The organism is Metallosphaera sp. D4-4 (genome assembly GCF_046245145.1).
Classification (GTDB): domain Archaea; phylum Thermoproteota; class Thermoprotei_A; order Sulfolobales; family Sulfolobaceae; genus Metallosphaera; species Metallosphaera sedula.
The window spans coordinates 1,598,640-1,625,218 of record NZ_CP176412.1; the positions used below are offsets into that span (position 1 = coordinate 1,598,640).

The 26,579-nt window shown below is 46.3% G+C and carries 28 protein-coding genes; 18 read left to right on the forward strand and 10 right to left on the reverse strand.

Annotation, left to right across the window (positions count from 1 at the left end; all coding sequences use genetic code 11):
• The first annotated feature begins 19 nt into the window (after positions 1-19).
• From ACI49J_RS08685 to ACI49J_RS08695, 3 genes are read left to right on the forward strand one after another with little or no spacing between them, the layout of a single operon-like run.
• A complete protein-coding gene (locus tag ACI49J_RS08685) occupies positions 20-163 on the forward strand; it encodes a hypothetical protein (RefSeq protein WP_155464922.1) in 144 nt (47 codons plus the stop codon).
• A complete protein-coding gene (locus ACI49J_RS08690; RefSeq protein ID WP_240255510.1) occupies positions 148-870 on the forward strand; it encodes a transcriptional regulator in 723 nt (240 codons plus the stop codon). The genes ACI49J_RS08685 and ACI49J_RS08690 overlap by 16 nt, the downstream gene beginning before the upstream one ends.
• Positions 867-1,280 carry a hypothetical protein gene (locus ACI49J_RS08695; RefSeq protein WP_012020552.1) on the forward strand — a complete coding sequence of 138 codons (414 nt, stop codon included), beginning with the start codon at positions 867-869 and terminating at the stop codon, positions 1,278-1,280. Before ACI49J_RS08690 ends, ACI49J_RS08695 begins: the two co-directional genes overlap by 4 nt.
• On the opposite strand, the gene ACI49J_RS08700 is transcribed toward ACI49J_RS08695, so the two are convergent.
• Together ACI49J_RS08700 and ACI49J_RS08705 are read right to left on the reverse strand one after the other, a co-directional pair.
• Entirely contained in the window at positions 1,277-1,705 is a 429-nt protein-coding gene (locus ACI49J_RS08700; protein WP_240255507.1) for a PaREP1 family protein, read from the reverse strand. The two genes, ACI49J_RS08695 and ACI49J_RS08700, sit on opposite strands and share 4 nt — an antisense overlap.
• Before the next feature lie 37 nt (positions 1,706-1,742).
• Positions 1,743-3,047 (reverse strand): APC family permease, encoded by a 1,305-nt coding sequence (locus tag ACI49J_RS08705; protein WP_240255505.1) that lies wholly within the window; start codon positions 3,045-3,047, stop codon positions 1,743-1,745.
• A gap of 88 nt (positions 3,048-3,135) precedes the next feature.
• Here ACI49J_RS08705 and ACI49J_RS08710 point away from each other — a divergent pair, with 88 nt between their 5' ends.
• Genes ACI49J_RS08710 through ACI49J_RS08720 form a run of 3 tightly spaced genes read left to right on the forward strand, consistent with a single transcriptional unit; the run spans position 3,136 to position 4,813 of the window.
• Positions 3,136-3,528, forward strand: coding sequence for a hypothetical protein (locus ACI49J_RS08710; protein WP_240255503.1), 393 nt, complete (start codon positions 3,136-3,138; stop codon positions 3,526-3,528).
• A 29-nt stretch (positions 3,529-3,557) separates the two neighbouring features.
• Complete coding sequence (locus ACI49J_RS08715; RefSeq protein WP_012020548.1) at positions 3,558-4,037, forward strand: AAA-associated domain-containing protein; 480 nt, start codon at positions 3,558-3,560, stop codon at positions 4,035-4,037.
• Positions 4,038-4,078: 41 nt separating this feature from the next.
• The gene (locus ACI49J_RS08720) at positions 4,079-4,813 is read left to right on the forward strand and encodes a VIT1/CCC1 transporter family protein (RefSeq protein ID WP_240255501.1); all 735 of its coding nucleotides are present in this window, start codon (positions 4,079-4,081) and stop codon (positions 4,811-4,813) included.
• On the opposite strand, the gene ACI49J_RS08725 is transcribed toward ACI49J_RS08720, so the two are convergent.
• Complete coding sequence (locus ACI49J_RS08725) at positions 4,791-5,720, reverse strand: MBL fold metallo-hydrolase (protein WP_240255499.1); 930 nt, start codon at positions 5,718-5,720, stop codon at positions 4,791-4,793. The two genes, ACI49J_RS08720 and ACI49J_RS08725, sit on opposite strands and share 23 nt — an antisense overlap.
• Positions 5,721-5,781: 61 nt before the next feature.
• Between ACI49J_RS08725 and ACI49J_RS08730 the strand changes: the two genes are divergently transcribed.
• From ACI49J_RS08730 to ACI49J_RS08765, 8 genes are all read left to right on the forward strand, one after another.
• On the forward strand, positions 5,782-7,113 hold the full coding sequence (locus tag ACI49J_RS08730; RefSeq protein ID WP_240255496.1) for a DEAD/DEAH box helicase family protein: 1,332 nt from the start codon (positions 5,782-5,784) through the stop codon (positions 7,111-7,113).
• Positions 7,100-8,545 (forward strand): DUF790 family protein, encoded by a 1,446-nt coding sequence (locus ACI49J_RS08735; RefSeq protein ID WP_240255494.1) that lies wholly within the window; start codon positions 7,100-7,102, stop codon positions 8,543-8,545. The genes ACI49J_RS08730 and ACI49J_RS08735 overlap by 14 nt, the downstream gene beginning before the upstream one ends.
• 5 nt (positions 8,546-8,550) lie before the next feature.
• Positions 8,551-9,165: an HAD family phosphatase gene (locus ACI49J_RS08740; RefSeq protein ID WP_240255518.1), complete on the forward strand. Its 615-nt coding sequence runs from the start codon at positions 8,551-8,553 to the stop codon at positions 9,163-9,165.
• A 43-nt stretch (positions 9,166-9,208) separates the two neighbouring features.
• Complete coding sequence (locus tag ACI49J_RS08745) at positions 9,209-9,880, forward strand: hypothetical protein (protein WP_342811016.1); 672 nt, start codon at positions 9,209-9,211, stop codon at positions 9,878-9,880.
• Positions 9,811-10,083 carry a hypothetical protein gene (locus ACI49J_RS08750; RefSeq protein ID WP_342811017.1) on the forward strand — a complete coding sequence of 91 codons (273 nt, stop codon included), beginning with the start codon at positions 9,811-9,813 and terminating at the stop codon, positions 10,081-10,083. The genes ACI49J_RS08745 and ACI49J_RS08750 overlap by 70 nt, the downstream gene beginning before the upstream one ends.
• Before the next feature lie 241 nt (positions 10,084-10,324).
• Positions 10,325-10,513 carry a DNA-binding protein Mcu7 gene (gene mcu7 / locus ACI49J_RS08755; RefSeq protein ID WP_009071314.1) on the forward strand — a complete coding sequence of 63 codons (189 nt, stop codon included), beginning with the start codon at positions 10,325-10,327 and terminating at the stop codon, positions 10,511-10,513.
• 144 nt (positions 10,514-10,657) lie between these two features.
• A complete protein-coding gene (locus ACI49J_RS08760; RefSeq protein WP_012020541.1) occupies positions 10,658-11,011 on the forward strand; it encodes a hypothetical protein in 354 nt (117 codons plus the stop codon).
• A gap of 39 nt (positions 11,012-11,050) precedes the next feature.
• Entirely contained in the window at positions 11,051-11,410 is a 360-nt protein-coding gene (locus tag ACI49J_RS08765; protein WP_012020540.1) for a hypothetical protein, read from the forward strand.
• Positions 11,411-11,412: 2 nt separating this feature from the next.
• On the opposite strand, the gene ACI49J_RS08770 is transcribed toward ACI49J_RS08765, so the two are convergent.
• Positions 11,413-12,477, reverse strand: coding sequence for an RsmB/NOP family class I SAM-dependent RNA methyltransferase (locus ACI49J_RS08770; protein WP_240255487.1), 1,065 nt, complete (start codon positions 12,475-12,477; stop codon positions 11,413-11,415).
• A 307-nt stretch (positions 12,478-12,784) separates the two neighbouring features.
• Here ACI49J_RS08770 and ACI49J_RS08775 point away from each other — a divergent pair, with 307 nt between their 5' ends.
• Positions 12,785-15,121, forward strand: coding sequence for a M1 family metallopeptidase (locus tag ACI49J_RS08775; protein WP_240255485.1), 2,337 nt, complete (start codon positions 12,785-12,787; stop codon positions 15,119-15,121).
• Here the strand turns inward: ACI49J_RS08775 and ACI49J_RS08780 are convergent.
• Genes ACI49J_RS08780 through ACI49J_RS08790 form a run of 3 tightly spaced genes read right to left on the reverse strand, consistent with a single transcriptional unit; the run spans position 15,096 to position 19,739 of the window.
• Entirely contained in the window at positions 15,096-15,803 is a 708-nt protein-coding gene (locus ACI49J_RS08780) for a hypothetical protein (RefSeq protein WP_240255483.1), read from the reverse strand. The two genes, ACI49J_RS08775 and ACI49J_RS08780, sit on opposite strands and share 26 nt — an antisense overlap.
• Positions 15,804-15,811: 8 nt before the next feature.
• A complete protein-coding gene (gene leuS / locus ACI49J_RS08785) occupies positions 15,812-18,628 on the reverse strand; it encodes a leucine--tRNA ligase (protein WP_240255481.1) in 2,817 nt (938 codons plus the stop codon).
• 55 nt (positions 18,629-18,683) lie between these two features.
• Positions 18,684-19,739, reverse strand: a complete 1,056-nt coding sequence (locus ACI49J_RS08790; RefSeq protein WP_240255479.1) for a radical SAM/SPASM domain-containing protein — start codon at positions 19,737-19,739, stop codon at positions 18,684-18,686.
• 173 nt (positions 19,740-19,912) lie between these two features.
• Here ACI49J_RS08790 and ACI49J_RS08795 point away from each other — a divergent pair, with 173 nt between their 5' ends.
• Positions 19,913-20,152 (forward strand): SelT/SelW/SelH family protein, encoded by a 240-nt coding sequence (locus ACI49J_RS08795; protein WP_012020534.1) that lies wholly within the window; start codon positions 19,913-19,915, stop codon positions 20,150-20,152.
• A 3-nt stretch (positions 20,153-20,155) separates the two neighbouring features.
• Here the strand turns inward: ACI49J_RS08795 and ACI49J_RS08800 are convergent, their stop codons facing one another.
• Both ACI49J_RS08800 and ACI49J_RS08805 read right to left on the reverse strand, forming a co-directional pair.
• Entirely contained in the window at positions 20,156-21,796 is a 1,641-nt protein-coding gene (locus ACI49J_RS08800) for a cbb3-type cytochrome c oxidase subunit I (RefSeq protein WP_240255477.1), read from the reverse strand.
• A 122-nt stretch (positions 21,797-21,918) separates the two neighbouring features.
• Entirely contained in the window at positions 21,919-23,844 is a 1,926-nt protein-coding gene (locus ACI49J_RS08805; RefSeq protein WP_240255475.1) for a 4Fe-4S binding protein, read from the reverse strand.
• A 182-nt stretch (positions 23,845-24,026) separates the two neighbouring features.
• On the opposite strand from ACI49J_RS08805, the gene ACI49J_RS08810 reads away from it, so the two are divergent.
• Positions 24,027-24,752 (forward strand): ABC transporter ATP-binding protein, encoded by a 726-nt coding sequence (locus ACI49J_RS08810; RefSeq protein ID WP_240255473.1) that lies wholly within the window; start codon positions 24,027-24,029, stop codon positions 24,750-24,752.
• Entirely contained in the window at positions 24,752-25,747 is a 996-nt protein-coding gene (locus ACI49J_RS08815; protein WP_240255471.1) for an ABC transporter permease, read from the forward strand. The genes ACI49J_RS08810 and ACI49J_RS08815 overlap by 1 nt, the downstream gene beginning before the upstream one ends.
• Here ACI49J_RS08815 and ACI49J_RS08820 read toward each other — a convergent pair.
• Positions 25,730-26,494 carry an enoyl-CoA hydratase/isomerase family protein gene (locus ACI49J_RS08820; protein ID WP_240255469.1) on the reverse strand — a complete coding sequence of 255 codons (765 nt, stop codon included), beginning with the start codon at positions 26,492-26,494 and terminating at the stop codon, positions 25,730-25,732. The genes ACI49J_RS08815 and ACI49J_RS08820 overlap by 18 nt on opposite strands.
• Between the last annotated feature and the right edge of the window lie 85 nt (positions 26,495-26,579).

The following is a 26,579-nucleotide window of genomic DNA, read 5'->3' on the forward strand; positions in this document are numbered from 1 at the left end:
ATAATTTCTATTTTTATTCATGGCAGCTGAGTACTTGCTAAAGCTTATGGCATTTATAGCTCCAGCATATCCTAGCCTATCCGTGGTACTTGCATTTCTATTCTACTTTGCCATCATCGCCCTGACTGGGATAGCGGTGTTACTGTCATGTCTCAGAGGGTAATCTTCCTGCTGGTGATGGTCTTGGCATTATTACCAGTTGCAATTTCACAGGTCAGTGCAACATTCTACTATAACGGTACAGTCATACTATATTTTAACAAGCCCGAATGGATTCTCATTCCAAGCAATTGGACCCTCGCCACATCACAGGGAGTAGTGGAAAAGGGGCAATACGTCTACCCTATTAATACCTCGGAGATCGAGTTTCACGTTAAGACCAAGGGAGTTATACAGATCTCTCAACCCAATATAACCTCAGTCTCGGTACTTCTTCCCTTGAACTCCAAGATCACCTATATGTCCCCCACTCCAGTGTCCCTCAATGAGGAAGGACAATACGTAAATATCACGTTTAGTGGGGGTAATGTTACCGTCCTGTACTACGTCATGGATCAGAATCCATTCCTAAACCCTTACATTTATACCACGGGAGTGAGCAGTGGAGTAACAGCTTACTTGGCCTATTTGCTTTGGAGACGAAGACCATCCCCTCAAATTACCCCTCCCAACGAGCTAGATGATAGGGACATGAAGATACTCGATGCCATAAGGGCAGGGGCTGATAACCTAAATAAGATATCAGAGTTGTCACTCCTCCCGAGAACCACGGTGTATAGGAGGGTGAAGAAACTAGTAACACTAGGACTCGTGGAGGAGATCAGGGAGAGGGGAAAGGTTAAGTACGTGATAAAAGGTGGTGCAAAATGAGAACCCTCATTGTGATTGTTCTCTTGGCCATTTCCCTAGGTTTTACAGTGTTCTCCTCGGTGAAATTGATTTCCACGACGACCCCGACTTCAACACCTCAAGGCCACCCCTTCAATCTCAATTTCACCGAAACGTTTGTTGTGGACCATTCTGGAAGATATCTACTGAAATTGAGCACTAACAGTACAATAAAGTCCCTTTATGTTATTGCGATACTAGACCTGTCAAAGGGAGATCATAGGACCGTTGTACTAACTTTATCGTCACCGTCAGATTTGGTGGAGCTTCATAAGGGAATATACGAAGTTCAATTTTACGTTACGGGAATAGCTAACGGGAATGTGACAAAAACGCAACTGGAACAAAGTATTAACTTGTCCATTGTATACCAAGGAGAGCATGACGATTAATAAAGAACAGCTATCTTGCAGTTATTTACGAACTCCTTCACGTATTTTAGATATTCCTGAACATCATCCTGCTGAAGGAACTCGAATATATACCCGTCATAGTGTAGTCTTTTTCCAATCTCCCACGCATTTCCTATCCATTCACCAAGGATGTCCTCTAAGTAGATCGGAAGTTCCCTTAGTTCCTTTCTTATCCCGAAGTAGTCTGCCAAGGCCTTAATGCCCTCAACTATTGCCTTGAACAACATTTCGCTAGCTAAAACATGAGAGGCCTTTAGTGTTTCTCTGGCCTGCTCGACGTAAAATTCAGCGGTATCTAGTCGTATCTTCACGATTTCCTGGACGTCCAGTTTTCCCTCAAGCGCATCATTGGCTTCGTTTCGAGCCTCCTTCCCAATTTCAATTATCGCTTCGGGTAGTTTCACATAAATATAGTTGAATGGCAGGATCTTATAAGAGGGATCATGAAATATTACTCTTTCCCTCCCCTCTTCGGGATATTAGGCCCTGAATCACTCCTACCATGACGAGAACTATACACGCTAAGATCCCCACAACCAGTTCCTCTCCAACCTCAAGGTAAATGGAGTAAAGGCCTACCATCATGAGAAGGGCTGAGAGAATCCCCGGAAAGGACTTGAGAAGGCTTAAGGCTAGCTTATTCCTGATCTTGGGAAGGCCTAGGGAAAGCGAGGCATGTGTGGTGAAGAGTGCGGTTAACGAGCCCAGGAAAAAGTATTGATACCACTGCACTAGATTCCCCAGACCAGCTATTACCCCGTTTATTCCCAGGAAGAGGGAACCCACAATGAGGGTAGACTTTGGTAAGTTGGTTCTAAGCAGGGAAAAGGTCAGTCTAGATAAGGCCACGTAGGCTGCAATTAGGGAGCCAACTAAACTATTCACAGTAAGTAATAGCATTGCTGAGGCAAAGGATTCTCCCATGTACTGATTCGCGACAGTAAGACCGGGAAAGCCGGTATTGGCTAAGTTTTCAACTCCCTGAGTTGAACCTCCAGCTATTACGAGGTAAATCGAGGAGAACACTATGGCTCCGGAGGCAAGGAGAAATGCCAACAGGTAAGACTTGCTTACAGTCTTTCCCTTTCCTCTAGCCTCCTTCCCCAGGAAGAAGGCAGCACCACCACCAGCTATCGAGAAAGAGGTGGCCATGGCCCCGCTTAACACCTGAGACAGTCCCGCGGAGGGCGTTAACGGGACTAGGGAAAGCCCCCTATGTGCAATCACCGTTATGCCCAGAACCACGATTACGGCAATCTCCACCAGTGAAGTTACTAGACTATAGTAAAGCGGTGGCCTGATCCCGGTAATCATGAGCAGTACTATAGCTGATGGAAGCACAACCTCCATTAACCGGTCTATGGAAATCGGTGCTCCTAGAAGAGGGAGAAGCACTCCGGTAGCGTAAGTTGAGGTAGATATCAGGTAAAACATGTAACTCCCCCAGTACATCCATCCCAGAATAGTTGCAACCCTTTCAGGGTACATATGTCTAGAAAAGGTGTAGGTCCCTCCCTCAGATGGGAAAAACCTCGAGAGCTGATATCCCACATAGACCCAAAGGGAGTACATCAACACGCCCAGTATTGAGGCAATACCACTAGAGGTTCCAGCCAGGAGAAGAGTAGCTGTTAGGTAAGCCGCCGTCGAGCTTAGAGGAGCAATGGATGCCAAGGACTGACTGAAAACTAGGTAGGCAGGTAGCGAGGATTCCCTTATTTCGAGCCTTTTGGATAGGCTAGCCATATGATCTAGATCAGGCTCTCCAATATAAATCTTGCTGATAACTATCTCAAGTAAACATTATTTTCTTGGTGGTACAAGTAAAGTTGAGTTGAAGATTTACTCCCTTCTCCTCCTAGGTTCTGCCGTTTGCCTAGCTATCGGAGGATATCTCCTGGTAGGAACTGTACCCTCCCTGTTATCCGTGTCCACCTACGTGGTCGTGTTAGTTCTCTTGATCCTCTCGTATCTTATTGAGAGGGGGATTACATGGGCCCTAAATTTAGGGGTAATCTTGGGTATCATGGCCATACTCTCCTCATCCTTGTCCCAGGCCCATCTACAGGCCCTTTCACAACTAGGTTCTTCTCCTAGGATAACACTCCTAGATATACTCATGGTGATGGGCTTCTATGTTTTCCCCATTGCCTATATTTCGCTCTGGGTTAAGGATAGAGTATTTAGGAGATCTCGAGGGATGCTTGAACAAGCTAAGAAAGATTGAAATATTCAGCTTTACATAAGGTTGTAGTTATGAACGTAATTAGCTCCGATGCTAGAATAGCGGATCTCCTTGGATTACTTTCGATTCTCCAGAATATATTTGGTGGAAAGGCAGACCTATATCAAATAGAGAAGGAGATGGAGGTAGACGTAGACGACCTAATGCCCATTGTTTATGCAGCGAACTCCATGGGCTTTGCCACCGTGGGTGAGGGTGACATCATCATAACGGACAAGGGTGCAGAGTTTCTTAAGTCCAACATCAGAAGAAGGAAGGAGATTCTCAAGGAGAGCTTGGTTAAGACCGAGCCCTTCATGACCGCAGTTGAACTCGGAGAGTTCACGCTAGACACCCTCATGGAGGCCCTGGAAAAGAAGGGAGTTCAGGCGTACAATAAGCCTGAAGGAAAGTATGAACTTCAATTGATTCTGCTTGAATGGGGTGTGTACTCGGGATTGATCTCCAGGGTAGATGAAGATACATATAAGGTGAACTACGATAAATCGTAATTCAAGCAACTCTTTTAAATGAATTAGAATAAATCAGGGTTATGGAACCTAAGGAGGTACAGCATAAGACAGAAGAGGCTGACGTATTCAGAACCAAGGTCTTTGGCGTTCAGGATGGATTAATAGGGGTAGGAAGCATTGCCCTTGGCGCAGCTGGTTTCTCCCACGATTCGCTTCTTGTCCTGGTTACTGGCCTCATAGCTACAATAGCGCAGGCCTTTTCTATGGGCGTGGGTGAGTTCATCTCCACCAGGGTGAGGATGCAGGTGTTCAACAACGAGATAAAGAAGGAAGATTACGAGATCCAAAATTTTCCAGAGAAGGAAAAAGGCGAACTGATCACCTTCTATGAGGAAAAGGGATTCTCTAGGGAAGAGGCCGAGAAAATAGCTGATATACTCATGAGGAACAAGGATGTTGTACTTAACGAAATGATGATTCATGAATTGAAGATCTTTCCAGAGGAATTTGAGAGACCGGCTAAGCTTGGGTTAATCATGGCTATCTACCTTGTGATAGGCGGTGTAATACCCCTAGTTCCCTTTGGAATAGACTTGATGTTCAAGATAGGTTTCGACGTAGCGGTGGTTTTGTCGGTAGCTCTCATTCTGATAACGCTCAGCGTGTTTGGTTCCGCATCGACTAAGTACACTGGTCTACCCAAGTGGAGAGGAGCTATGGAGCAGATAGCCACAGGGCTCCTGGCCTTGATAGGAAGTTACTTGGCGGGATACGCGCTTTCCCTGGTATTTACTATCCCTCCTGGTCTATTCTGAGGAGCGAGGCAAGGTTTCTGGGTATTTTAGCAGGTGAGTTATCCTGGGCAAAGAGCTCCCTTCTTTTGGCCTCCAACTGAAGGGTCTCCCTCCCCAGTATTTCAGCGGCCGTGGTCACCTTTACTCCAGAGGATTTCGCTACGTCATACAACCCTGAGAGTACCTCCCTATATTTTAGGTCCCTGAGAACGTGATGATCCACTACCATGGTTTCCAGCCCTGATTTCGCCAGCCTCTCCATGTTCCTCACCGAGACCTGTAACTGATCCTCGGTAAGGGCTCTGCCAACCAGGTAACTGAGGGGCCCATCTATAACAAGGAAGTTGGGCTTAGTTTCCAGGGTGAACTTTACGTGCTCCTCACTAGGGACTCCCTCGACGTCAGAAGTGAAGAGGACCGATGAGTCACCATCCTTAATGAAAACTTGGATAACGTAACCCAGCCTGACGTCAGCTCCATGCGGAACTGGATGCGAGACCAGGATTCTAGTATTACCGAACCTGTATTCCTTGCCGTCTGCGTAAGATATCTCCTTGGGCAGGTCCTTTATCGCCCTGAGGAACTTAGGTGCCCTGACCTTGCCCTGACTTGGGTTAATGTAGGACTCAGGGTTCTTGACCAGGACCACCTTATCCCTGTATATCTCCTTTGGAACGACGTAGCCTGGATCGTGATGATCGTAATGGTAGTGCGTTACTATCAATACGTCTGCCTCCCTGGCCTTCTCCGTGATTTTCTTAGCAAGTTCCACAAGGGTATCAACCTCGATCCTATGGGGAGGTAGCCCATATCTCCTAGGAGCTAGAGACACTGCGGGGTCTATGAGAATTCTCACGTCCTTAGTCTCCACAAGTGTTGCCTGTGACCTAACCCCTAGACTCTCAAATGCTATTGGCTCTATTTTCATAGTGTAGTGATAACATCAAATAATTTTTAACTTTAGGTCAAGTATTAAATCAGAATCAAGGTTGGTACATCTGAAATATTTTAGGGGTCTGCTCATCTCCGATCACTACGCGCCATCACTGAGTTGGAACGAGGAGTTTAAGGCTTACATTGCCCCAGCCTACAGGTATTATCAGGTGCTTGAGTACTTCAGACAGGGAGGGATAGAGGTCAAGGATGAGGTAATGGACCCCATCCCCTTTCCTCTCGTGAAGGACTCCCTGAAACTTAGGGATTATCAGGAGAGGGCCATGAAGGCTTGGATGTCCAAGAAGAGGGGAGTGTTGGTATTACCCACGGGTGCAGGCAAAACAGCCTTGGGCATAAAGGCTATTGCCAATCTTAGGGTGGCAACACTCGTAGTGGTTCCCACGATAGAGTTACTTCATCAGTGGGGTGATAGGATTAGGGAGTCCCTGGGCGTTGAGCCGGGAATTGTGGGAGGAGGAGAGGAGAACATTCAGGGAATTACCGTGATTACCTACGATTCTGCCTACACAAAGGTGGAGAAGCTGGGTAACAGGTTTCCTCTCGTAATATTTGATGAGGTGCATCATCTTCCCTCAACAGGTTACATTAACATAGGGGAGTTGATGGCCTCACCCTACAGGATGGGACTAACTGCTACTCCGGAGAGGGAAGATGGTAGGCATGTCCTCCTGAGGGAGGTAGTGGGTCCCATCCTAATCAGGCTCTCTCCATCACAGCTAGCAGGGAAGTACCTGGCAGAGTTCAAGGTCGAGAAGATTTATGTGGAGCTAACCCCGGAGGAGAGGGAAATTTACGAGAAGCTAAGGAACAAGTTCACCTCCTTTCTGAAAAGGAGAAAAATAAGGATGGCCGGCCCGAAGGACTTCCAGAGATTCATCTTCATGGCTGGAAGGGATAAGGAAGCTAGGGAGGCCCTACTGGCCTGGAACGAGTCATTGAGGCTTGCTGTGAACTCGGAAAGTAAACTGATCAAGTTAAGGGAGATCCTGAAGGAACGCGCCAATGAGAAGATCATCATCTTCACAAGGGATGTGGACATGGCCTACAGGGTCTCTAGGGAGTTCTTAGTTCCCGCGGTTACCTACCTCACGTCGAAGGACGAAAGGCAGGAGATCCTTTCCAGGTTCAAGAACGGTGATTACAGGGTGATCGTTGCATCCAATGTCTTTGACGAGGGTGTAGACGTTCCCGATGCGAGTGTGGGCATAGTTTTAGGCGGTTACGGAACATCCAGGCAGATGATGCAAAGGTTAGGGAGGATCTTGAGGAAAAAGGAGGGAAAGGTTGCCACTCTCATAGAGATTGTGACCAAGGGTACCACTGATCATAACTTGAGCAGGAGGAGATCCAGTGCTACCAAGTGAACTTGCCAGGTTCAGGATTTACGGAGACGTTATCTATCCCTCATTCGCTGGGGAAAGGGAAGTTGAGCTAGTCAAGGAGATGATTCCCTTCTACAGGGTTGGGATCACGTACGGTGAGGTTGAGGAGAACGTAAAACTCATGGAAAGGATGTACGGTAAGACGACTCAGGGAGCTAAGCTGGTGAGAGGTCTTCATAGGGTCATCTCGAGGTACCTTAACCTATCTGGTGAGTCTCCCGTGGATCCCAGGAAGATAAGGGAGGAGCTCTTTGCTAAGGGACCTGCCCTGACTCCAGAGGAAAGGGAAAGGAGACTAAGGGAGGTAAGCGGAAGGCTAGGGGTAGACGCGGAGAGATTCATGTTTGGGGATATGGACGAGAGCAAGGTAATCTCCAGGGTTGAGATACCGCCTCCGGAGGACATAGTTAAGGAGTATAACCTTTCCCTACTGCAGACAATACTTTTCAGGTCGTACAAGGTAACCTTGACCACTGAGGGGAACTGGAAGGAACTTCTGAGAACTGTAAAGAGGCTTGGGTTGATGTATACTGCGTACTCTAACCCCGTGAGGATAGAGGTGATGGGTCCCTATACCCTTCTGAAGCCCTCAGAGAAATATGGAAGGAACTTGGCCATTCTAGTTCCTTACGTAATTGGGACTGGAGGATGGAGCATTGAGGCTGAAATCATTCTAGGAAAGAGGAAGAGAAGGGTTTACCAGATGAAGGTTAGTAATAATGAATGGATTGGAGGAAGGCCAGAACAGGGAAAGCTCTTTGATAGTTCAGTGGAGGAGGACTTCTACTGGAACTTCAGGGGAACAATCAAGGATTGGAAACTGGAAAGGGAACCTGGACCGCTCGTGGTCAACGGCAGGATATTCCTCCCCGATTTCCTAGCTATCAAGGACGAGATAAGGGTCTACCTTGAGGTTGTGGGCTTTTGGACAGAGGAATACCTAAGGGAGAAGGTTAAGAAGCTTCAGGGAACTCAAGCTCTCGTTATACCCATTGTAAGTGAGGAACTTGGATCAGGTAAGATAGGCGATTTACCAGTTATTACTTTTAAGAGAAAGATTGATCCAACCAAAGTTTACCGTGTTTTAAGGGAAATTGAGCAGTCGCTCCCAACTAAGAAGGTTGAATATGAGCTAGATGGGAGTGACGTAATATCCATAAAGGAGCTGGCGATGAAGTACGGTATTTCTGAGAATCTCCTCCGAAAAAATCTGAGGGAATTTCCAGGTTACGTTCTTCTCAAAAACTACTACGTAAGCCAGAAGCTTATGGAACAACTCTCCAGGGAGAATTTTTCAGGTAGAAAACTTCAGGAAGTCGTGAAGGAGAGAGGAGATTTCATAACTGAGGTCTTGGATAAGCTAGGATATAAGATAAAGTGGATAAACATTGCAGACGCGGTGATCACAAAGTGAAGGCAATGATACTTGACCTTGACGGAACTCTCGCCACAACAGCCCTTCTTCATAAGGAAGCTTGGGAACTGGCCATGAAAAGGTTAGGAATTAACGCAAACGTAAATCTTGATCTGCTCATGGGAAAGAGGACTCTGGACATAGCGAAAACTCTGGCGGGGGAAAGGTACCAGGAGCTTTTCGAGGTTAAAAATGATATATTTGATGAGCTGGTAGCAAGGAAGGCGATGCCTTTGCCCTGTGCTAGGGAGATGGTTGAAAGGGCAAGATCAAAGGGATATTCCATAGCTGTGGTTACCTCGTCACTGAGAAGGTCAGCCTCTAAGAGTTTAGGGGCTATAGGCGTGACCCCAGATTTACTAATAGCTGGGGACGACGTGGAAAAGGGCAAGCCCGATCCCTTCCCAGTTGTTTTGGCACTCCAAAGGCTTAGAGCATTGCCTGAGGTTAGCGTGGGAGTAGGTGATACACTTCACGATTTTCACGCGTTTAAGGGAGCAGGTCTTGGTAGGATCTTCATTCTGAAGGGAGAGTTGGGCTTGGATCTGTCTTGGATAGCGAGTCAGGGAGCCACTCTTGTGGATAGTCCCTGCAACGTGATTAAAGCCCTTGATTTGTGAGGGTGATGAAAGAGTTTTTTATGCTAAGCCAGAGCAATAGCTAATGAATAGAAACATCGTCATAGGTATAATAGCGGTAGTTGTAATAGCACTTGCTGGACTTCTAGCCTTCCAGGAACTTCACCGTGCCCCATCAAATCTTGCCTCTGCCTCGAGCGAGCCAACCCTGCCAACTCAGAGCCAGATAAGTCAGGGCATTGCTGGAAATTGGAAGATAATTTCCATGGGTGAGATCAACTCATCGCAGTTACTTTCCGGGATGTACCCCAATGCCCTTTCACTTTACCAGGAATATGTAGAGCTTGCAGGTTCCAATTCAACGGTAATATCCATTTCCATCGTTGCCTATTCAGGTCAGCCTAACAGCACAACTAGTCTTCCACATGCTGTAGTAGGGCATTACTTGGTTGAGGTAAATGCTACAGGCAACGTTTCTCCAACTATCCAAGAGAGCTTTCTAGCCTTAGCTAAAGCTGATCTCACAGGTGGAAATGGAACTAAGCTATCAGTTCCAAGCTTCATGTATCCTAGCACTTCATCTTTACCCCTAGTTGAGTTCGCAGTCAGCAACCTAACTTCTCAACAGGGAACTTCACCCAATATTCAGCGTATTATCTGGGTACTACATCGACAAGTGGGGAATCCTTGGGGGTTGACATATTACATGGTCCAAACTCCACGGCGCTATATAACTACCTTTATTCCACAACTCTAATACCCTCAAACGGCTCAACCAAGGGATCGTCGCTTGCGGTGAACGGATCCCTAAATGGGATCAAGTACTTCAATCTTTCCGTGAACGGGACCTTTGGGCAAACTTTCTACTATGTTGGACTTAAGGGAGAATACGTAATACTTGTTCAGGCTCAGCCAAGTCAAAACTTCCAGGCGTTTGAGTACATTGTGGACAGGCTCTAAAGCGATCTTTTCTTAACACTTCTTTTCTTTAATCGTCTCTCATTTATTAGTATTACCAATGGAAAGTAGCTACATTTTGACTATAAATAAAAACCTTTTTTTATTCATTACGAGTTGTTATCCAATCTCTCTCGATAAAATTTGGTCCCTTTAAAAGGGGTTTTTAATTAAGGTATTATCATGAGTACTACTTACCTTAGTATCGTAAGGTTTATAAACGTTGATAGCGTATTAACATTCAATGGCAACCAAAATAAAGTTCAAGTATAAGGGTCAAGACCTAGAGGTAGACATAAGCAAAGTAAAGAAGGTCTGGAAAGTAGGCAAGATGGTGTCCTTCACCTACGACGACAACGGCAAGACCGGAAGGGGAGCCGTTAGCGAGAAGGACGCCCCTAAGGAACTACTGAACATGATAGGCAAGAAGTAAAGACCCTTTTGATGAAATATTTCTTTTTCTTTTCTACTTTGGTTTGTTACGTTGCGCTTCTTTGTATCTTTATTATCTCAAGCATTAGATCATTGGATTTATACACTATTTTATAAGCCATGAGTTGAACCTATTTTGATCCAAATGAGAATAGCTCTCACATATGATAAGGAGAGAAATCTAAAACCGTTGGAGGAGTCGGAAATAATTGCTATTATTGATGAAGAAAAGAGGGAAGTGGAGCAATACGAGAATCCTGCCTACGCCATGAGCAAGGAAGCCACAATGGCTGCAATTCTGGAGTTGGAACCTGAGGCGATAATAGTCAAGAATCAGTTCCTTTGCCCAGGCTCTTACATGATGAGCTACGGAAGAATAAAGTATATTCCAACAACTTATAACACCCTGGATGAAATTCTCGAGCATCTAGAAGAGGTAAAGAAGGGAATTAGGGAAGACCTAGACGAAGAAATGTACGCAGAGGCATATCCCGAATAACCTTTTTAAAACATGCTTAAGGATATAACAAGGGTTTAGATGGCTCATCCATTAATTGGAATTTTGATTTTTATTTTATCCTTGATAATCGCGTGGGTTATAGCATCTGTACCTGTGTGGTTATCAGCTAAGCTATTCTCTTCAAAGGCTAGCCTAGGAAAGGCCATGGTTGCCACCTTTGTTGGAATATTGGCATTCTTGATCTTGGATAGACTGATCAGCCCATTCAGTCATCTTATTGCCTTGATTGTGGGTTTCATAGCTGTACTGTGGGTATTCAAGACCATTTTCGACGTAGGTTGGTTAAGCTCGCTGGGTATAGCGATAGTTGCCTTCGTGATCACGATGATTATCCTGGTTATACTGGCAGCGATAGGATTGGGCCTGTCGTTACTATGAAACTAGGATGGGCTAGGCTCTATCTTAGAGATGAAGAAACCTTCAGAATAGTCCAAGTGAGGATAGGTCCTCATGACCCTCATCCACACCTTTGACTTTCTATAACCCATGTGTAGGGGATCGTCAGTTATCTTAACTAGGTATCTCGAGAATTCCTCCATCTGTTTTTCCCCCTCCTCTGGGAATAATGAGCATGTGGAGTACACCACAGGAACGCCAAGCGAGACGGCTCTTTTCAATATCATTTTCTGAATCCTGACCAGTTTAAGGAGTTCCGCCTTGGTTAGACGTAGAGGTATGGATGGATCGACGTTCATAGTTCCGGAGTTGCTACAAGGAGCATCTATGAGGACCTTGTCTGCATGAGTAACCTTCAGCTCCGTTGCATCAGCGATCACAAGCTCAACGTTACTTACACCCCACTTAGCAAGAAGCCTTCTCTGAGCCTCTACCCTCCTCGCGGATATGTCCACCGAGATAACGTAGGATTTGTTGTGTGTGAGCTGTTGTATAAGAGAGGTCTTTGTACCAGGCGCCCCGCCTATCTCCAGGATAGTTTCCTCAGGTTTGGGATCTAGAACATTAACCACCATGACGCTAGCCTTGTCCTGAGGTATCAGGAGTCCCTGCCTGAACTCGGGAATGGAGGAGATCTGGGGGAAGATCCATTCCACAAGGTAATTGAAGTCTCGGTCGGGTACGAAGGAGTACCCCTTCCCCTTCAGCTCATCTAGAATTTTCTGTAAACCTTTCTTCAGGGTGTTTATTCTGACCCACGTTTTCCTCCTCAAGAGATTTCGCAGGCCCTCGTCTCCGAGTAAAGGCCTTACCCTATCGAGAATCCATTTTGGAAGGGAGAAGGGATCAGGGCCTAGGGTAAGGGCTATCTTCACTGCCTCCAGCGAGCTAGGATCCACTAAAGGGTAGATGCGCTTCACGTGCGGTAAGGCCCAAACCACATTCCGATAGGTTTCGAAGCATCCAGGGACACTTTCGCCAACTTCCTTAATGCCCCTCTTGAAACTGGATTCGAGTGAAGACGAATTTAGATATTTCAGGGCCCTCACTATGACCTCAAGGCATTTCCTGTTAGCTCCAACGGGAGACTTCGGGGACTCTCGGAATGTCGTTTCTCATCACTGTCCAACAGTGGGGACTTGTGGACTAACTATAAAAATTGATTATGGGAGTTGAGATAGATCAGAGTCTCATGTAATCTCCTAAGGTAGTTAGCTAGGTATTTGGAACCATTAATCTCAAAATCTTCTGGTTATGCACTTTCAGTTTTTCATAGAGTTCAGGTTTAAGGAGAGACATAAACATGAATTGTCAAGTTCCATAAGTTTTTTAGTTGAACGTTATTCACATTGTTCCATGAAGATAAACTCGTACGATATTCATGTGATCTTCAATTTCAAGGAATCTACCTACAAGGGAACCGAGATCATTAACCTGGATACTGAGGACGGGGTAGAGTTAGATGCGGTAGGACTAGAGATCCACTCGGTGGAGATTGACGGAAGATCAGCTGACTTCAAACTGGAAGACAACAAGGTGAAGGTAAAAACGGGTAAGTTCTCTGGGGACCTGAGGGTAACCTTTTCAGGCAAGGTAAGGGATACCCTCGTCGGGATATACAGGGCCCCCTACAACGGAAGTTACATGTTCTCAACCCAATTTGAATCAAGTCATGCAAGGGAATTCATACCATGCGTGGACCATCCAGCATACAAGGCCAAGTTCAGGCTATCAGTAACAGTAGATAGGGGACTACAGGTAATCTCTAACATGCCCGTTAAGGAGACCAGGGAGGAAGGGGATCAGGTTACCTACGTTTTTCACGAAACTCCTCCCATGTCCACTTACCTCCTATACGTGGGAGTGGGTAAATTCGAGGAATTTAGATTGCAAAACGTTCCCGAGATAATTGTTGCCACAGTTCCAGGAAAGATTAGCAAGGCGAAGTTACCGGCTGAGTTTGCGAGGGATTTCATCAGGAAATATGAAGAGTATTATGGCATAAAGTACCAACTACCTAAGGTTCATCTCATTGCGGTTCCAGAGTTCGCCTTTGGCGCAATGGAGAACTGGGGCGCGATCACCTTTAGGGAAACTGCCCTTCTCGCAGACGAAAAATCTGGCTTCTCCAACATTAGACGCGTAGCCGAGGTAGTAGCACACGAGCTGGCCCATCAATGGTTTGGGAATTTAGTTACCATGAAATGGTGGAACGATTTATGGCTCAATGAGAGCTTTGCCACGTTCATGAGCTACAAGATAATAGACATGTTACATTCGGACTGGTACATGTGGGGGGAGTTCCTACTAGATGAGACTGCTGGTGCACTCCTGAAGGATTCCATTCCCACTACCCATCCCATTGAGACCAAGGTGAATTCCCCCGAGGAGGTTGAACAAATCTTCGACGATATAAGCTATGGGAAGGGTGCGTCAATCCTGAGAATGATAGAGTCCTACATTGGCAAGGATGAATTCAGAAGGGGGATTTCCAAGTACTTGCAGAAGTTCAGTTACGGAAACGCCGAGGGAAAAGACCTATGGAACAGCTTGGAGGAGGCTTCTGGTAAGCCAGTCTCCAAGATAATGCCCCACTGGGTATTGGAGGATGGATACCCCATGGTTAAGGTTCAGATAGTCGGCAACGAGCTTGAACTTACACAGGAGAGGTTTGGCCTTCACCCTGTTCCAGAAAAGACCTATCCCATACCCATAACTCTCATGGTCAACGGAGAGAAGAAAGACCTAGTTATGGAAAGGAAGAGCGTCAGAATCGAGGTGGGCCACGTAAACAAGCTCAAGGTTAACTTGGATAAGGCCGGATTCTACAGGGTCATGTACTTTGATCTGGGACCTGTCCTGGCATCCGAGCTAACACCTGAGGAGCAATGGGGCTTAGCCAACGATTACTTCGCTTTCCTCCTTGCAGGTAAGGTGTCCCGGGATGAGTACTTCAAGGTAGTGAGGAGTTTAATGAGCGCTAAGCATCACCTCCCCGTTCTAGAGCTTGCTGACCAGCTCTCCTTTTTGTATGCCGTAAATAGCCAGAAGTACGGAGAGATAGCGAGGGAGTTCCATTCCAAGCAGGTAAAGGAGTGGAGTACTAGGCAGGATCCAGTGGGTAGGAGGACTTACTCCACGCTGGCCATGAACCTCTCAAAGATGGATCCCAAGTTTGCTACATCTCTCTCAGCCCAATTCAGCCAGTATGACCAACTTGACGGGGACCTGAAGAGCGCGGTTGCAATAGCCTATGCCGTGTCCGCAGGATCGCAGGCGCTTGATCAACTCTTGACCATGTATAGACAGTCAAAGTTTGATGAGGATAAGACTAGGCTCCTCAACGCTATGCTTTCCATGAATTCCCCACACTCGGTAGTTAACGTCCTTAGCATGGTCTTCACCGGGGAGATGAAAAAACAGGACATCATCAGGTCTCTCCAGTACTCACTATTCTATCCCAACGTTAGAGACGCCGTATGGGAATGGATAAAGATACACTCCAAGAAGGTTGCGGAGATCTACCAGGGGACCGGAATATTCGGCAGAGTTATGGCTGATGTAATACCCCTCCTCGGGATAGGCAGGGTAGAGGAAGTAGAAAGGTTCTTCGAGGCCAACCCAATAGAGGGTGCGGAAAAGGGGATAAGACAGGGAATAGAGATTCTCAAGGCCGTTTCAAGGATTGTATAGACGTGATCGAATCAACTATTTTCATTGCTTCTTCAACTTCCAGTTCAGTAAATACGTGATAACCTCTTTCTTTCTCCGTCTCCAATGGAGTAGAAGTTATGATGGCACTGGCGTCTGATATTATTACACTAAAACTTAGTTCAAAATCAATCTCGATAACGTGGAGGTGTTTCGAGAGGCTCTCCCTAACTCCCTTATATTCCTCAGCTATCCTTTCCCTACTCTCCGCCTTCACAGCAATTTCTTCCCTGTAACTCCTTCTTCTCTTGTAAGAATAATACATGATGTAGTAAATAACCCCTAATCCCACAAGTAATGCTGGTATCATTTCTAAACCTCTTAGCCCCCTCACAAGGAGGACAATCCAGACTGCTCCCACAACAACTAGAGCTATCCAGGGTACCCTATTGAAAAACTCGATCTTATTTGACAGCTCCTGAACCTCCTGGGAGATCTTTTCCTCTTCATCCTTCATATAACCCTTAGCCCTGTTCTCCAGCCATCTCGCCCAGTTAAGGTCTGATGTGATTAGCTTAACATCTACTCCGCTTCCAGCCTTCCGCAGAAGATCTTGGGCAATAGAGTCCCTTATCCTATCCGTTAGGACAATCAGCCTTTCTGTCGCGGAATTTATTAGCTGACTAACTCTATCAAATACTTCCTGAGTCTCGATCAACTCCACAATCTCACCTAGATTATCACGATGCCAGGAAGTAGGGGCAGGGCATTACTCTTCTTTCCCTTTATGTCCGGGGCGTTAGCTTCGTCAGACCTATACACCTGGATCTCATCTACGTCGAGCCTCCTAACAAGGAAATTGAGGTTATCCGTGATTGTCTTGAACTCATCTAGTGGATATGTTACGATCAGCTCTCGTAAGATTGGGGGCAAGGATTGAACCCTTTCCACAAGGCTCCTAAGGTATTCCTCCCGTTGGCCTGTAATAGAGCTCAATTCCCTAAGGTTCTTCCTCTCCCTTAATCCTCGCAACACCGCCCTTAGAATTCCGAGTTCGTCAGAGTTCGAAACGTAAATGATTAGTTTCTCGGGTTGCTTATTCGCCATGGAGGATATCTCTTTCACCTGGTTTATCAGATGCCTAATATATTCTAGTTGTATTACGGCCTGTCCGTCCACCTCTAGCTCCTCGGGCACAGGATATCTGGTCAAAGAGACGAAACCTTCATTGAATATGTGCCATATCTCCTCGGCAATATGCGGAGCACCTGGCGATATTAACCTAGCCCAAATTTCGATCGCCTTTCTCAGTACGCTTGTGTTTGGGTTACTAACCATGCTGAGGTAGTCCCTGAGGATCTCATAGTACTCATACAAGATAATGTTGAACGCCTTTCTCAAGTCCAGCGAGTTCATCAGGTCAGAGACCTCCTTCACCTTGTAGTGGATTATTGATAACAACCACTTTTCTGGGAGACCCGTACTTTCGTTTTCCCTTAACTTAGATAAGTTCACGGCCAAGTCGTACATCCTGCGCAATTGATCTGTCACAGCCTTTACTGTGTTCACGTCGAAATCTGTGTCCTCCAGAAGTTCAGAGGATATGGTCAGGGCTAGCCTTACGGGGTCCACTCCATACTCTTCCACTGCCTTGTAGAGCGGGTAAATGTTTCTGAAACTCTTACTCATTTTCTTTCCGCCAACCCTTACGAACCCGTTAACCACAATCTGCCTTGGGAGGAGGCTTTCCCCGAATATGGCTAGATGATTGTAAATCAGGAAGGGGAGATGGTTCTGAACAAGGTCCCTCCCGCTGTGCCTCGAGTCCAGGGGATACCAGTATGAGAACTCGTTTCTGAGATCCTTGAGCTCCTCAACACTAATCCCCGTGACCTTGCTGACCTCTGAGGCATCTCCGTTTCCAAGTAAGACGAAGTCCCAGAATTGGTCATTTAGCTTAGAGGGGTCATGACTCAGTTTATGCGCCACAGTGTAGAACGCCGTGTAAATCGTGGAATCGCTCAGGCTATCTATTATTTGGGACTCATCCCAGGGCAACTTAACCCCAAGTCCCCTGCTCCTGGAGCACGCCCGCCTCTTCATGGAGAATATGGCCTTGGCCATATCCTTTCTTGCTTCCTCAGGGACTATACTGATTCTGTCCAAGGCCTTCATGGTCCACGATTTCCATAATGGGTTATCGTAAGTTATGTACCATTGGTCCCTGATAACCTTCACAACTATCTCTGCCCCACATCTACAGTAGATTGGTCCGTTGGATATCTCGTATATCAAGTCGTGCTTCCCTAGGCTTCTCAGGAGCTCCACAGTCTCCCTTCTAGCCTCTGGTACCCTCTTCCCTGCTATCCTATCCTTGACAATGGATCTCATATAATCTGGGACTAGGTCAACTATGTCCTCCCTCATGACACCCTTATAGTACTCTTCTCGGTACAGGGTATCTATGTAGTCCTTGAGCTCTGCCGGGTTCTTGGTCCCGGCTAGCGCGAGCACCTCGGGTCCTGGGAAATCACCGTAACCCTCTGTGCTGATGACTGGGATAACCTCAACCTCACTCAGGACTTCGGATAGGCCAAGATAATGCAGAGGTTCATGGGCAGGGACAGCCATAACGGAACCAGTGCCCATTTTCGCGTCAACGAACTTACTCCCGTAGACTTTCACGTCCTTCCCTGAGATCGGGTTCTTCACCGTGAGTCCGATTAGGTCCTTTCCTTGAACCTCCCTCTCCGGTACTAGCTCCCTCTGATAACTGAGTTTTCTGAAGGCCTCCTTGGAAAGGACCCAGTTGGAACCCCTTATTAAAACGTAGGTGGCCTCAGGATTTATTAGGACCGCGTTTGCACCAAACACGGTCTCTGGTCTAGATGTCGCAGTGGGAAACACCACGTCCTTACCCTCAAACTCTATCACGTCCATCTCCTGGACTTCGGGTTCCACATCCCCCTTAGTGTCGTGCATCCCCACTGGGAAATTATCGTTTGGACAATATCCCACGGCATCTGTAGCGGTCGTGATGAAACCCTTCTCCTTGAGTTTCCTAAACTGCCATTTGATGAATTGTCCAAACCTTGGATCGATTGTCGTGAACTCCCTCCTCCAATCTACGCTAAGACCCAAGGCCTTAGCCATCCTCTTCATGTCCTCCTTAAAGTACTCAGCCAGTTTCAGAGGGTCTTCAAACTCCTTTACCTTCTCTGGGCTAATCTTGTAGAGGTTAATGAAATCGGAAATTATGTCACTGTCTCCTCTCTTAATCGACTCTGAGATCGAGAGAATCGGAGTTCCAGTGAACTGGAAAGCAAAGGGAAATAGCACATTCTTCCCTATCATCCTTTGATACCTTGCCACAATGTCCGCAGTAATGTATGTCCTTCCGTGACCTATGTGAAGGGGACTGTTGGTGTAGGGAAATGCAACAGTAATAAAGTACTTCTCGGAGTTAGAGGGATTTGCCTCGAATACCTTGTTGTTCTCCCACTTTTCTTGCCATTTTTTTGCGACCTCGTTGAAGAATGCTGAATCCATAGTGATAATACATGGGCAGGTCCTTTATTACTTTGTGGTGTTCTTCACAAAGAGATTAAGGTATTACTTCCGTAGAGTCCTTTGTTGGATCGTAATATAAATCGCGAAGCGAGATTTTTCCTTTCTGAACTAGGGAGTTTACCGTTGGAATGAGCGAAAGCACGGTTCTGAGATATTCCTTGTTAATGTCGTCAACCACCTTGAAACCTTCCTCTCCCCAGTACTTCTCCTGAGATGCATAGAGGCATCTCCCACCACAAACCCTGTTGAACTCACAAGTTTGGCATTCCTTGGGCAGAGGTTCCTCAAGTAACCTGAAGCCCGTGTTGACGTTACCCAACTCAGCCCATTTCTCCCTGACGGCAATGGGACATGATATGATCCTACCGTCAGTGGTAACCGAGACTGAGTTATAACCTGCCCCGCAGGGTGATCCCCTGTAGCCTCCAAAATAGTACGCACTTATAACTCCAAGGATGGGGATGATTTTCAGGATCTTCCCCTCCTTAAGCGAGTCCTCAAATAGCTTCACGAGGGACCTTATTCCTGGGAGGTAGCTATTCTTTGCCCATTCCTCCACGTTCCATCTATCAGTCCAGACCACGTTAAGTTGCCAGTGAATCTTGTCGAAAACTCCCGTATTAAGTAAGTACGTGACCTCTTCAAAAATTTCGCTATCTTGGGTAACTGTCATCCTAGCTATGATCTCCACGCCCAAGGACTTGAGGTAACTTGCATTAGCGACTACCCTGTCATGGATTCCCCTGCCTCTATGCTTGTCCGTGATCTCCTTTCTCCCGTCTATGGACAAAAGGGCTAGATTCATTCTCCTCCAGTAACTCTCTGGAAGGAGCTTCACCATAGTTCCATTGGTCTGTATACCGAACCTAGAGGCCTTCACGGTGTCCATGAACTGGGCAATGAATCTCGGATTGGATAGGGGTTCCCCACCGTAGAAGATAACCGTGGGGTCAGGGTCCCTGGAAATAAGCTCCCTCAATTTGTTGACGTCGTACTTAACCTTCCAGGGCACTACATCTTTCTCAAAGGAACCTCCACAGTAATCGCAGGTTAAGTTGCACTTACCTGAAGTAAAGATTAACCAAAGCACAGTCATGGTGAAAACATTTCGCTTAAAAATTGTAGTATAGACGCTAGAGTTAGCGTACCTTGAGGATCACTCGCTTTAACGTCAATGTTCTTCATCTAGAAACTCCTAATAAATTTGAATTATTAATCTATTTAGATAGTTAACTATTTAACTGATGCAAACTTGATCATCTCATGCACTCAGTTAAGATAGTTTATTGTAGGCCCTGCGGTTATCTGGATAGGGCCCTGGAAGTTTCAAGGGAAGTTCTGTCATATTTTGATGATGTCAAGGTGGAGTTGGAACAGGGAAAGAACGGTATCTTTGACGTCTACGTGGATGGGGAACTTAAGCTCTCAAGATACCAACTGAAAAGGTTTCCAGAAGTTGAGGAAGTTCTAAAAGAAATTGCCAACAAAAAACAAGTGGCTTAAAACTTATTTGATCATTTTTGCCTTGGTGAAGAAGCTCCTTATCTTGTTCTCTTCTGCTCTTATTAGCCCTATCACGCTCGGAGCACTGAAACCAGAGAGCTCTGGAGCTCCCAGTTGCAACGCTACAGTATTTATTGCCTCACCCATGGAAAGACCTTCCAGGTTGGCAGTCCTTCCCTTAAGGAGTGTCAACACCAGATTTCCTAGCCAGGCCAATGTTGCAGCATCAGCAATGAGTGCACCCAGGGCAGATATTATCTCGGGGGTGACGTAGACGGGGGTTCTCGGGAACACCTCAGCCCTTCTGGTGAGCCCTGCTAGGCCAAGAGCATCAAATCCATAGACAACCATTGTGGTTCCTATCATATATCCTACCATGTGTAGCCATCCAATCTTAGAGGAGAACCACATCCTCCCCGTCAGCATGGGTACCATGTAATAGAGAGTGGCAAAACCGGCAGGAACGATGGAGTAGAATATCATTGCGTGGAAGTGTCCCGGAACCCACATGGTGTTATGAATGATTGAGTCAAAGGCTATGTTGGCGTTAGAGATTCCCGTTACGCCTGCCGCAATAGCCCCAGCGAAACTTATACTTATCCACATGGAGATCAAGTTGATCTTAACTGATGCCCCCTTCACCGTAGCCCACAGGTTGAAGAACGTTAGCATGGAGGGCACAACCACGGCATAGGTAAGCACTTCCTGCATCACCTTAACCGAGACTGGGAAGTTTACCATGTAGAGATGGTGAATCGGAACATTGTTGGAAAAGATCAGGTACATGAGTGCAGCTATCCTTGCCATTTTATCGCTGTAAAGTGGCTTGTTAACTAGAAGTGGGATAAGATAGTACATCGACGCTATGGCGGGCATCCAGACTATGTACACGATGGAGTGACCCAGAATCCAGAAGGCAATCTGGTTGGCGATTACGTTCATTCCAGTGATCCCTGCAATTGCGAGGAGGTCCCACGTGTTGGCTGCTGCCTCACCGCTCCACCCAATCGCTATCATTAGCGCAGTCATCAGGGCGTAAACCGTGAAGATGGGTAACTTCTCCTTCGTGGTCTTAGAGGCCAAGTAGAAGTGGTAAATCAGCCAGATCACAAACATGTAGGTACCAATATCTAGGAGCTCCATCCCCACGTACCATAGAGGGCTAAGGACGTACTGTGAATAGTTGGGTAAACCTAGGGGAGCTAAGTAATACCAAGAGCCTGCAGAGAAGTAGTTGTCATTGAAGGTTGGGTAAAGAACTATGGGTCCCTCTAGTAGCATGAAGGAGATATTGAAGATGATAAAGGAAAGATTCATGAACCACTTAGCCCTAGGCTCTAACTTCAAAATCCTGAGGGATAGGAACGCGAACACTGCTATCTCCAGTTGAACAGCGAACCCGAATAGATCCCTGGCACCGTGAAGGGTGATGGATCCATAATATTCCTGCGACGTGAGTATGAAGTTTGAGGAGGTTGCCCAGACCGCCTCTTGTATCCTGGCCATGAGGGCATCAATTATCCCTAACATCCCCCAAATGAGGCTCATCACAATCATTGCCATGGTTATCCTAGATAGCCAATCCTTGTCCAGCTGGAATACTTGTTTAACGAAGTTTACCAGTCCACTTATAGGAGTTTCCATACCATGATTAACGGGGATAACCAATATATACGTTTGTCTTATAAAAGTTAAAATTAGTCCATTTACTCTGACAAGAAATAATTGATAGAAATTTAATAAAATAAAAAACTAAATAAACCAGGTTACTTTAATTTCTCCTTAAGCCATGATCTTATATCATAAAACGAGATGTTGTTGTAGGGACAAGCCTCAGCGCAGTCACCCACGCCAATACATCTCATGGACTTGAACTGCCCACTCCTTATGAAGTTTCCAGGAAGGTCGGTGTTACCAACTGGACAAGCCTCCGCACAAGCCTTGGTCTCGCATTTCACGCAGAGGTCTGGATCCTTGACCTTGAGTTTGAATAATCCAAGTCCTCCAAAGAACTGGTTAAAGGTTCCCCATGAACACCACCCCTGGGTTGCACATGCGTAAGTGCCCATGAACGGGATGGAAATGAACACGACGTACCAAAGGAAGTTAAAGTAGAAGGAGTAGAGAAATACCGTGGGGTCATTCCCAAAAATCGTGAAGTTGAGTAGGCCTTTCTGGTCCAGGAAGGATACCACTGCAAAGGCTAGGAGAGAGGCCCAGACAGTTAGGGCAATAACCTTGTACCAAGGCCTCAATCTACTACCGAGAGTTTTCCTTCCTAGCTTTGACGTTCTGTTAAAGCTCTTTAACGAGTCGTAGAAAGTGCCCTGATACATTGTAGGTGCAGTGCAGGTCACGGAGCAGATCTGTCTCGACCCGAAGAGGAAGGAGAGAATTGCACTTACTACGTAAGTCCCCACTATTCCTGGAATCAAGTAATGGCTCGAAACTGGACCTAGCGTGCCCAGTCCCATGCTCCACATGTAGGGTATGTAAGGAATCTTGGAGGCCAGGGGAGAGAATGAGGGCAAATAAATCGTGTAAATCGCATACGCAGATACCATGAGCGCTAGCCTGATTTTGTTCTCTCTCAGCTTTACCTGGCCTATCCTGAACACAGCAAGCATTCCCATCTCTGTACCCATCATGATTAGAAACCAGATGGAACCTGTTACGGCCCCGAAGATGGAAAGGAAGTCAAACAGGGCCCCAAGTCCAAAGTCCTTCGTCGGGCTCACAAATCCTAGGGGTAGGGAGGAAATAAACCCTGATACCCCAGTGGAGAACGTTCCAGTAACGAAATCTAGAACTCCGCCCATGAACCATTCCATGATAAACGTTACAAGGATGAAGGAGAAAGTCCAGGTAGCATCCCTTATGTAGTTTCCCTTCAAGTGACTTGGTCCCTCAATTGCCCTGTAAATGAACCACGACATTCCAGCTAGCATGGAGAAGTCGAAGACGTACCAGCTCCCCGTCAAGTAATAGGTGAACAAACCCGCCATCATTAGAGTAAACACGAGCATCATCTCGAGGGACGTCATGGTCTCCTGTGTTCTCTTTAGCCTATTCCTGTACAAGGTTTCGTAGATTAGGATAGTTGCAACTATCATCAGACTGGCATTTAGCCATGTGGCGTCGGTCACGAACGTAGGGTTACTGGGTAAAATCATGGGAGAGATCCCCATTATGGGAAGAGCCACAACCAGGTAATTTCTGAGGGTTCTATCCATGCCCTTAAGCGAGTAGACAAGAGTGAAGACCATCTCAGAGATCATGACGCCATAGTACCAATAGTTCTGAACTCCTAGTAGTGGATTACCCAGTTGCTTAGTTAGGATTGAGTCAAAGGTCTCGCCCATCAACGCCTCTGAGACGGCCATGCTCACGGCAAAGAGTAGGACCGTGTACCATCTTCTCGCGTTAGGTTTCCTGTTTATACTGAAGAGAATTGGGATGAGCCCGAAGATCATGTAGGCGGAGTTGGAAGCTAGAGCCAATGCCTCGGTGGTCTGATTGGGCGACGAGAAAAACACAGAGAGGGACGCAAACATTATCACCATACTACCGCTAAGGTAGAGCACCAGGAGGAAGCCAATCCCATTTATGCCCTTCTTCACTAGGTAAATTAGGTAAATGGAGAACGCAGTCATCAGGGAGGCAACAGCGAGAAAAATCGGCAAGTAGTCCATGATAAACCCAAAATAAAATTAATCCACTTTCTTAAAAACTTTTTCAAGAGATCATTAACTTATGTATGAATAGTTGTTCTTGACGCGCTAAATCCAACAATCCCATTAGTGTGGTATGGCTTTTCTTTAATTACGGATTTACGATAAATTAATTACTTTCCCTTTTTCAGATATATCGACTCATGAGAATAGTCGACGTCGAGAACCTATGGAAGGTTTACAACAGGCGCAAGGAGGCCCTGAGGGGGATAAGCTTTCACGTTGAAAGTGGTGAGATCTTTGCCCTGCTAGGACCTAACGGGGCAGGGAAGACCACTACTGTGAAGATACTCTCCTGCATAACCAAGCCAACCAGCGGGAAGGTTGAGGTCATGGGATACAGCGTTCCTGATCAATGTAGTAAGGTTAGGGAGAAAGTTGGGGTTGTCCCACAGGAATTTCAAGGTTTCTCTGATCTCACCGTGGAGGAGAACATCAAGTATTTCGTGAAGCTCTACCGTGGAGAGGAATCTCAGGTTGAGGAACTCATGAAGTCGCTTGATCTCCTAGAATACAGGAAGACAAGGTTCAGAAACCTTTCAGGAGGTTATAAGAGGAGAGTTGCAATTGCGTGTTCCCTGGCAGGAGATCCAAAGTTGCTTTTCATGGACGAGCCAACGGTCGGACTGGATCCTAGGTCAAGGAGGGATGTCTGGAACCTGATAACCGAGGTCAAAAGGAGGGGTATATCTGTACTTCTCACAACCCATTACCTAGATGAGGCACAGAAGTTATCTGACAGAATTGGGATCATCTTTAACGGGAAGATCGTTAGACTATCCACTCCTGGGGAACTGATGGAGGAGTTCAGAAAACAGACTCTCGAGGAGGCGTATCTGGCACTCATGGAATCTCTAGGTGATGTATAATGAGAAACGCACTGATTACTGCGTGGGCCATTATAAAGGATAACCTGAGCAGTAAAACTACCCTGTTCTTCGTAATCTTCTTCCCGCTTTTCCTGACCCTCATTTTCGCGCTAGGATTTGGTGCTGCGGCTGAACCACATGTGGTAGTTGTGGTCAATGGAAACAATTCCCTCGCGGGCTACCTAAATCATACCGAATTGTTTACGGGCGTTGTTGGGTCAAACGAGAGAGAAGCCCTTATCCACAATTATATTTACGTAGAAGTGAACGGAAGTAAGGTAAGCATATTCTACCCACAAGAGGATAACTACCTGGTGCCCTCCCTTGAGGCCATAATCCAGGACTACCTCTCCGATGTAAGTACGGTCTCCTTCAAGATCTCACCACAACAGGGATTTACCTATTACGATTACGTGATCTCCGGCATGATAGGAGTTATTTCCCTTTCAAATGGGGTATTTGGGGTTACGGGGGTAGCCGCAGGATATTATAGGGATAAACTGGTTGATAGGATAGCTGCGTCTCCTCTCAAGAGCTACGAGTGGGTTATGGGTCTCATAATTTACGAGATCGTAATAACCTTAATTTCCACCGTTCCCATCCTTCTCCTGGGCCTCGCCTTTGGATTTCTACCCCTTATCAGTGTATCCTTCGTGGCATTCCTAGCCATCTCTACGCTAATGTTTGCCGGTCTGGGTGCAGTTATATTTGGCCTAAGCCCAAAGGACAAGCTGTTTGTGGCTCAGACCGCGGCTAACGTCCTAGTTTTTCCCCTAATGTTTCTAAGTAATGCCTTCTTCAGCCTCAGTGCATTTCCACCTCTCCTCAAGCCCATAGTAGCCTATCAACCCCTTTCCATAATAAATGACGTCATTAGGGACCTGGTAGTATATAACGTTCTACCTCCCCTGTTTGACGTAGGTTACATTGCAGTTCTCACAGTGGGTTTAGTATATGTGGGAGGTAGGTTAATGAGATTACGAGAAACCGACTGAGGACCATGAGGGAGAGGTTTTCGAGAAGAAGGAACTTATCCCCTCCCTAGCCTCGTCAGAGGTGACCTGTGTAGCCAGTTCATCGAACGCCTTTTCGAGATGTGGTATAAGGCTTTGAAGTATCAGTTTTCTCATTCTCACCTGAGCTGATGGCGACATGACCTTCAGCCTGTTCAGTAGTTCCAGAAGACCCTTTTCTAGGTCGTCTACCTCGTAGTCTATGAGACCTGCGTTTATGGCTCCTTTAGTATCCAGCTCCTCTCCCAACATAGCCAACTTCCTTGATATCCTATGTCCCAGAAGATAGGGACCTATGGAGACTAGAACTGGTGGGAAAACCCCTAACTTTCCTCCTGGGGCGGCAAACTTGGTTCCTCTTTTCGCAATTACTATATCCAGGGCAAGGAGTAGTTCCATGGACGCGCCATATGCAACCCCCTCAACAAGTCCTATTGTGACCTTGTTGAGGGATAGCATTTTCACAAACAGGTCCTTCATGTGTCCGAAATAGACTTTTGCATATTCCTTATCGCCGTTGGCCTTCAGAAGCTCCTTGACGTCAGCGCCAGCCCCAAAATTTCCATTTTCTCCTCTAATAACTAAATAGTGAGGATCTCTAATCTTCTCCACCTCAGACAGAGTATCTATCATTTCTATCATGAACCTAGTTGTGAAAACGTTGTATCTGCCACCTGTGTTAAATATGAGGAGTAGATATCCCTTTCTCTTTTCAAGGGTAACATCCATGGTTGATGTATAGGGTGCGTAATTTTAAGATTATGAGTTGCTAGACCTTAAGTTAGGGCACGTCATGCGTAGGACTCTGTATCCA

Coding starts and splice junctions, on each gene's coding strand:
- ACI49J_RS08765 (WP_012020540.1), top strand. CDS start 11,051: ATGGCTCATCCATTAATTGGAATTTTGATTTTTATTTTATCCTTGATA.
- ACI49J_RS08740 (WP_240255518.1), top strand. CDS start 8,551: ATGATACTTGACCTTGACGGAACTCTCGCCACAACAGCCCTTCTTCAT.
- ACI49J_RS08715 (WP_012020548.1), top strand. CDS start 3,558: ATGAACGTAATTAGCTCCGATGCTAGAATAGCGGATCTCCTTGGATTA.
- ACI49J_RS08795 (WP_012020534.1), top strand. CDS start 19,913: ATGCACTCAGTTAAGATAGTTTATTGTAGGCCCTGCGGTTATCTGGAT.
- ACI49J_RS08685 (WP_155464922.1), top strand. CDS start 20: ATGGCAGCTGAGTACTTGCTAAAGCTTATGGCATTTATAGCTCCAGCA.
- ACI49J_RS08725 (WP_240255499.1), bottom strand. CDS start 5,720: ATGAAAATAGAGCCAATAGCATTTGAGAGTCTAGGGGTTAGGTCACAG.
- ACI49J_RS08775 (WP_240255485.1), top strand. CDS start 12,785: ATGAAGATAAACTCGTACGATATTCATGTGATCTTCAATTTCAAGGAA.
- ACI49J_RS08800 (WP_240255477.1), bottom strand. CDS start 21,796: ATGGAAACTCCTATAAGTGGACTGGTAAACTTCGTTAAACAAGTATTC.
- leuS (WP_240255481.1), bottom strand. CDS start 18,628: ATGGATTCAGCATTCTTCAACGAGGTCGCAAAAAAATGGCAAGAAAAG.
- ACI49J_RS08705 (WP_240255505.1), bottom strand. CDS start 3,047: ATGGCTAGCCTATCCAAAAGGCTCGAAATAAGGGAATCCTCGCTACCT.
- ACI49J_RS08690 (WP_240255510.1), top strand. CDS start 148: ATGTCTCAGAGGGTAATCTTCCTGCTGGTGATGGTCTTGGCATTATTA.
- ACI49J_RS08810 (WP_240255473.1), top strand. CDS start 24,027: ATGAGAATAGTCGACGTCGAGAACCTATGGAAGGTTTACAACAGGCGC.
- mcu7 (WP_009071314.1), top strand. CDS start 10,325: ATGGCAACCAAAATAAAGTTCAAGTATAAGGGTCAAGACCTAGAGGTA.
- ACI49J_RS08720 (WP_240255501.1), top strand. CDS start 4,079: ATGGAACCTAAGGAGGTACAGCATAAGACAGAAGAGGCTGACGTATTC.
- ACI49J_RS08815 (WP_240255471.1), top strand. CDS start 24,752: ATGAGAAACGCACTGATTACTGCGTGGGCCATTATAAAGGATAACCTG.
- ACI49J_RS08760 (WP_012020541.1), top strand. CDS start 10,658: ATGAGAATAGCTCTCACATATGATAAGGAGAGAAATCTAAAACCGTTG.
- ACI49J_RS08805 (WP_240255475.1), bottom strand. CDS start 23,844: ATGGACTACTTGCCGATTTTTCTCGCTGTTGCCTCCCTGATGACTGCG.
- ACI49J_RS08820 (WP_240255469.1), bottom strand. CDS start 26,494: ATGGATGTTACCCTTGAAAAGAGAAAGGGATATCTACTCCTCATATTT.
- ACI49J_RS08695 (WP_012020552.1), top strand. CDS start 867: ATGAGAACCCTCATTGTGATTGTTCTCTTGGCCATTTCCCTAGGTTTT.
- ACI49J_RS08745 (WP_342811016.1), top strand. CDS start 9,209: ATGAATAGAAACATCGTCATAGGTATAATAGCGGTAGTTGTAATAGCA.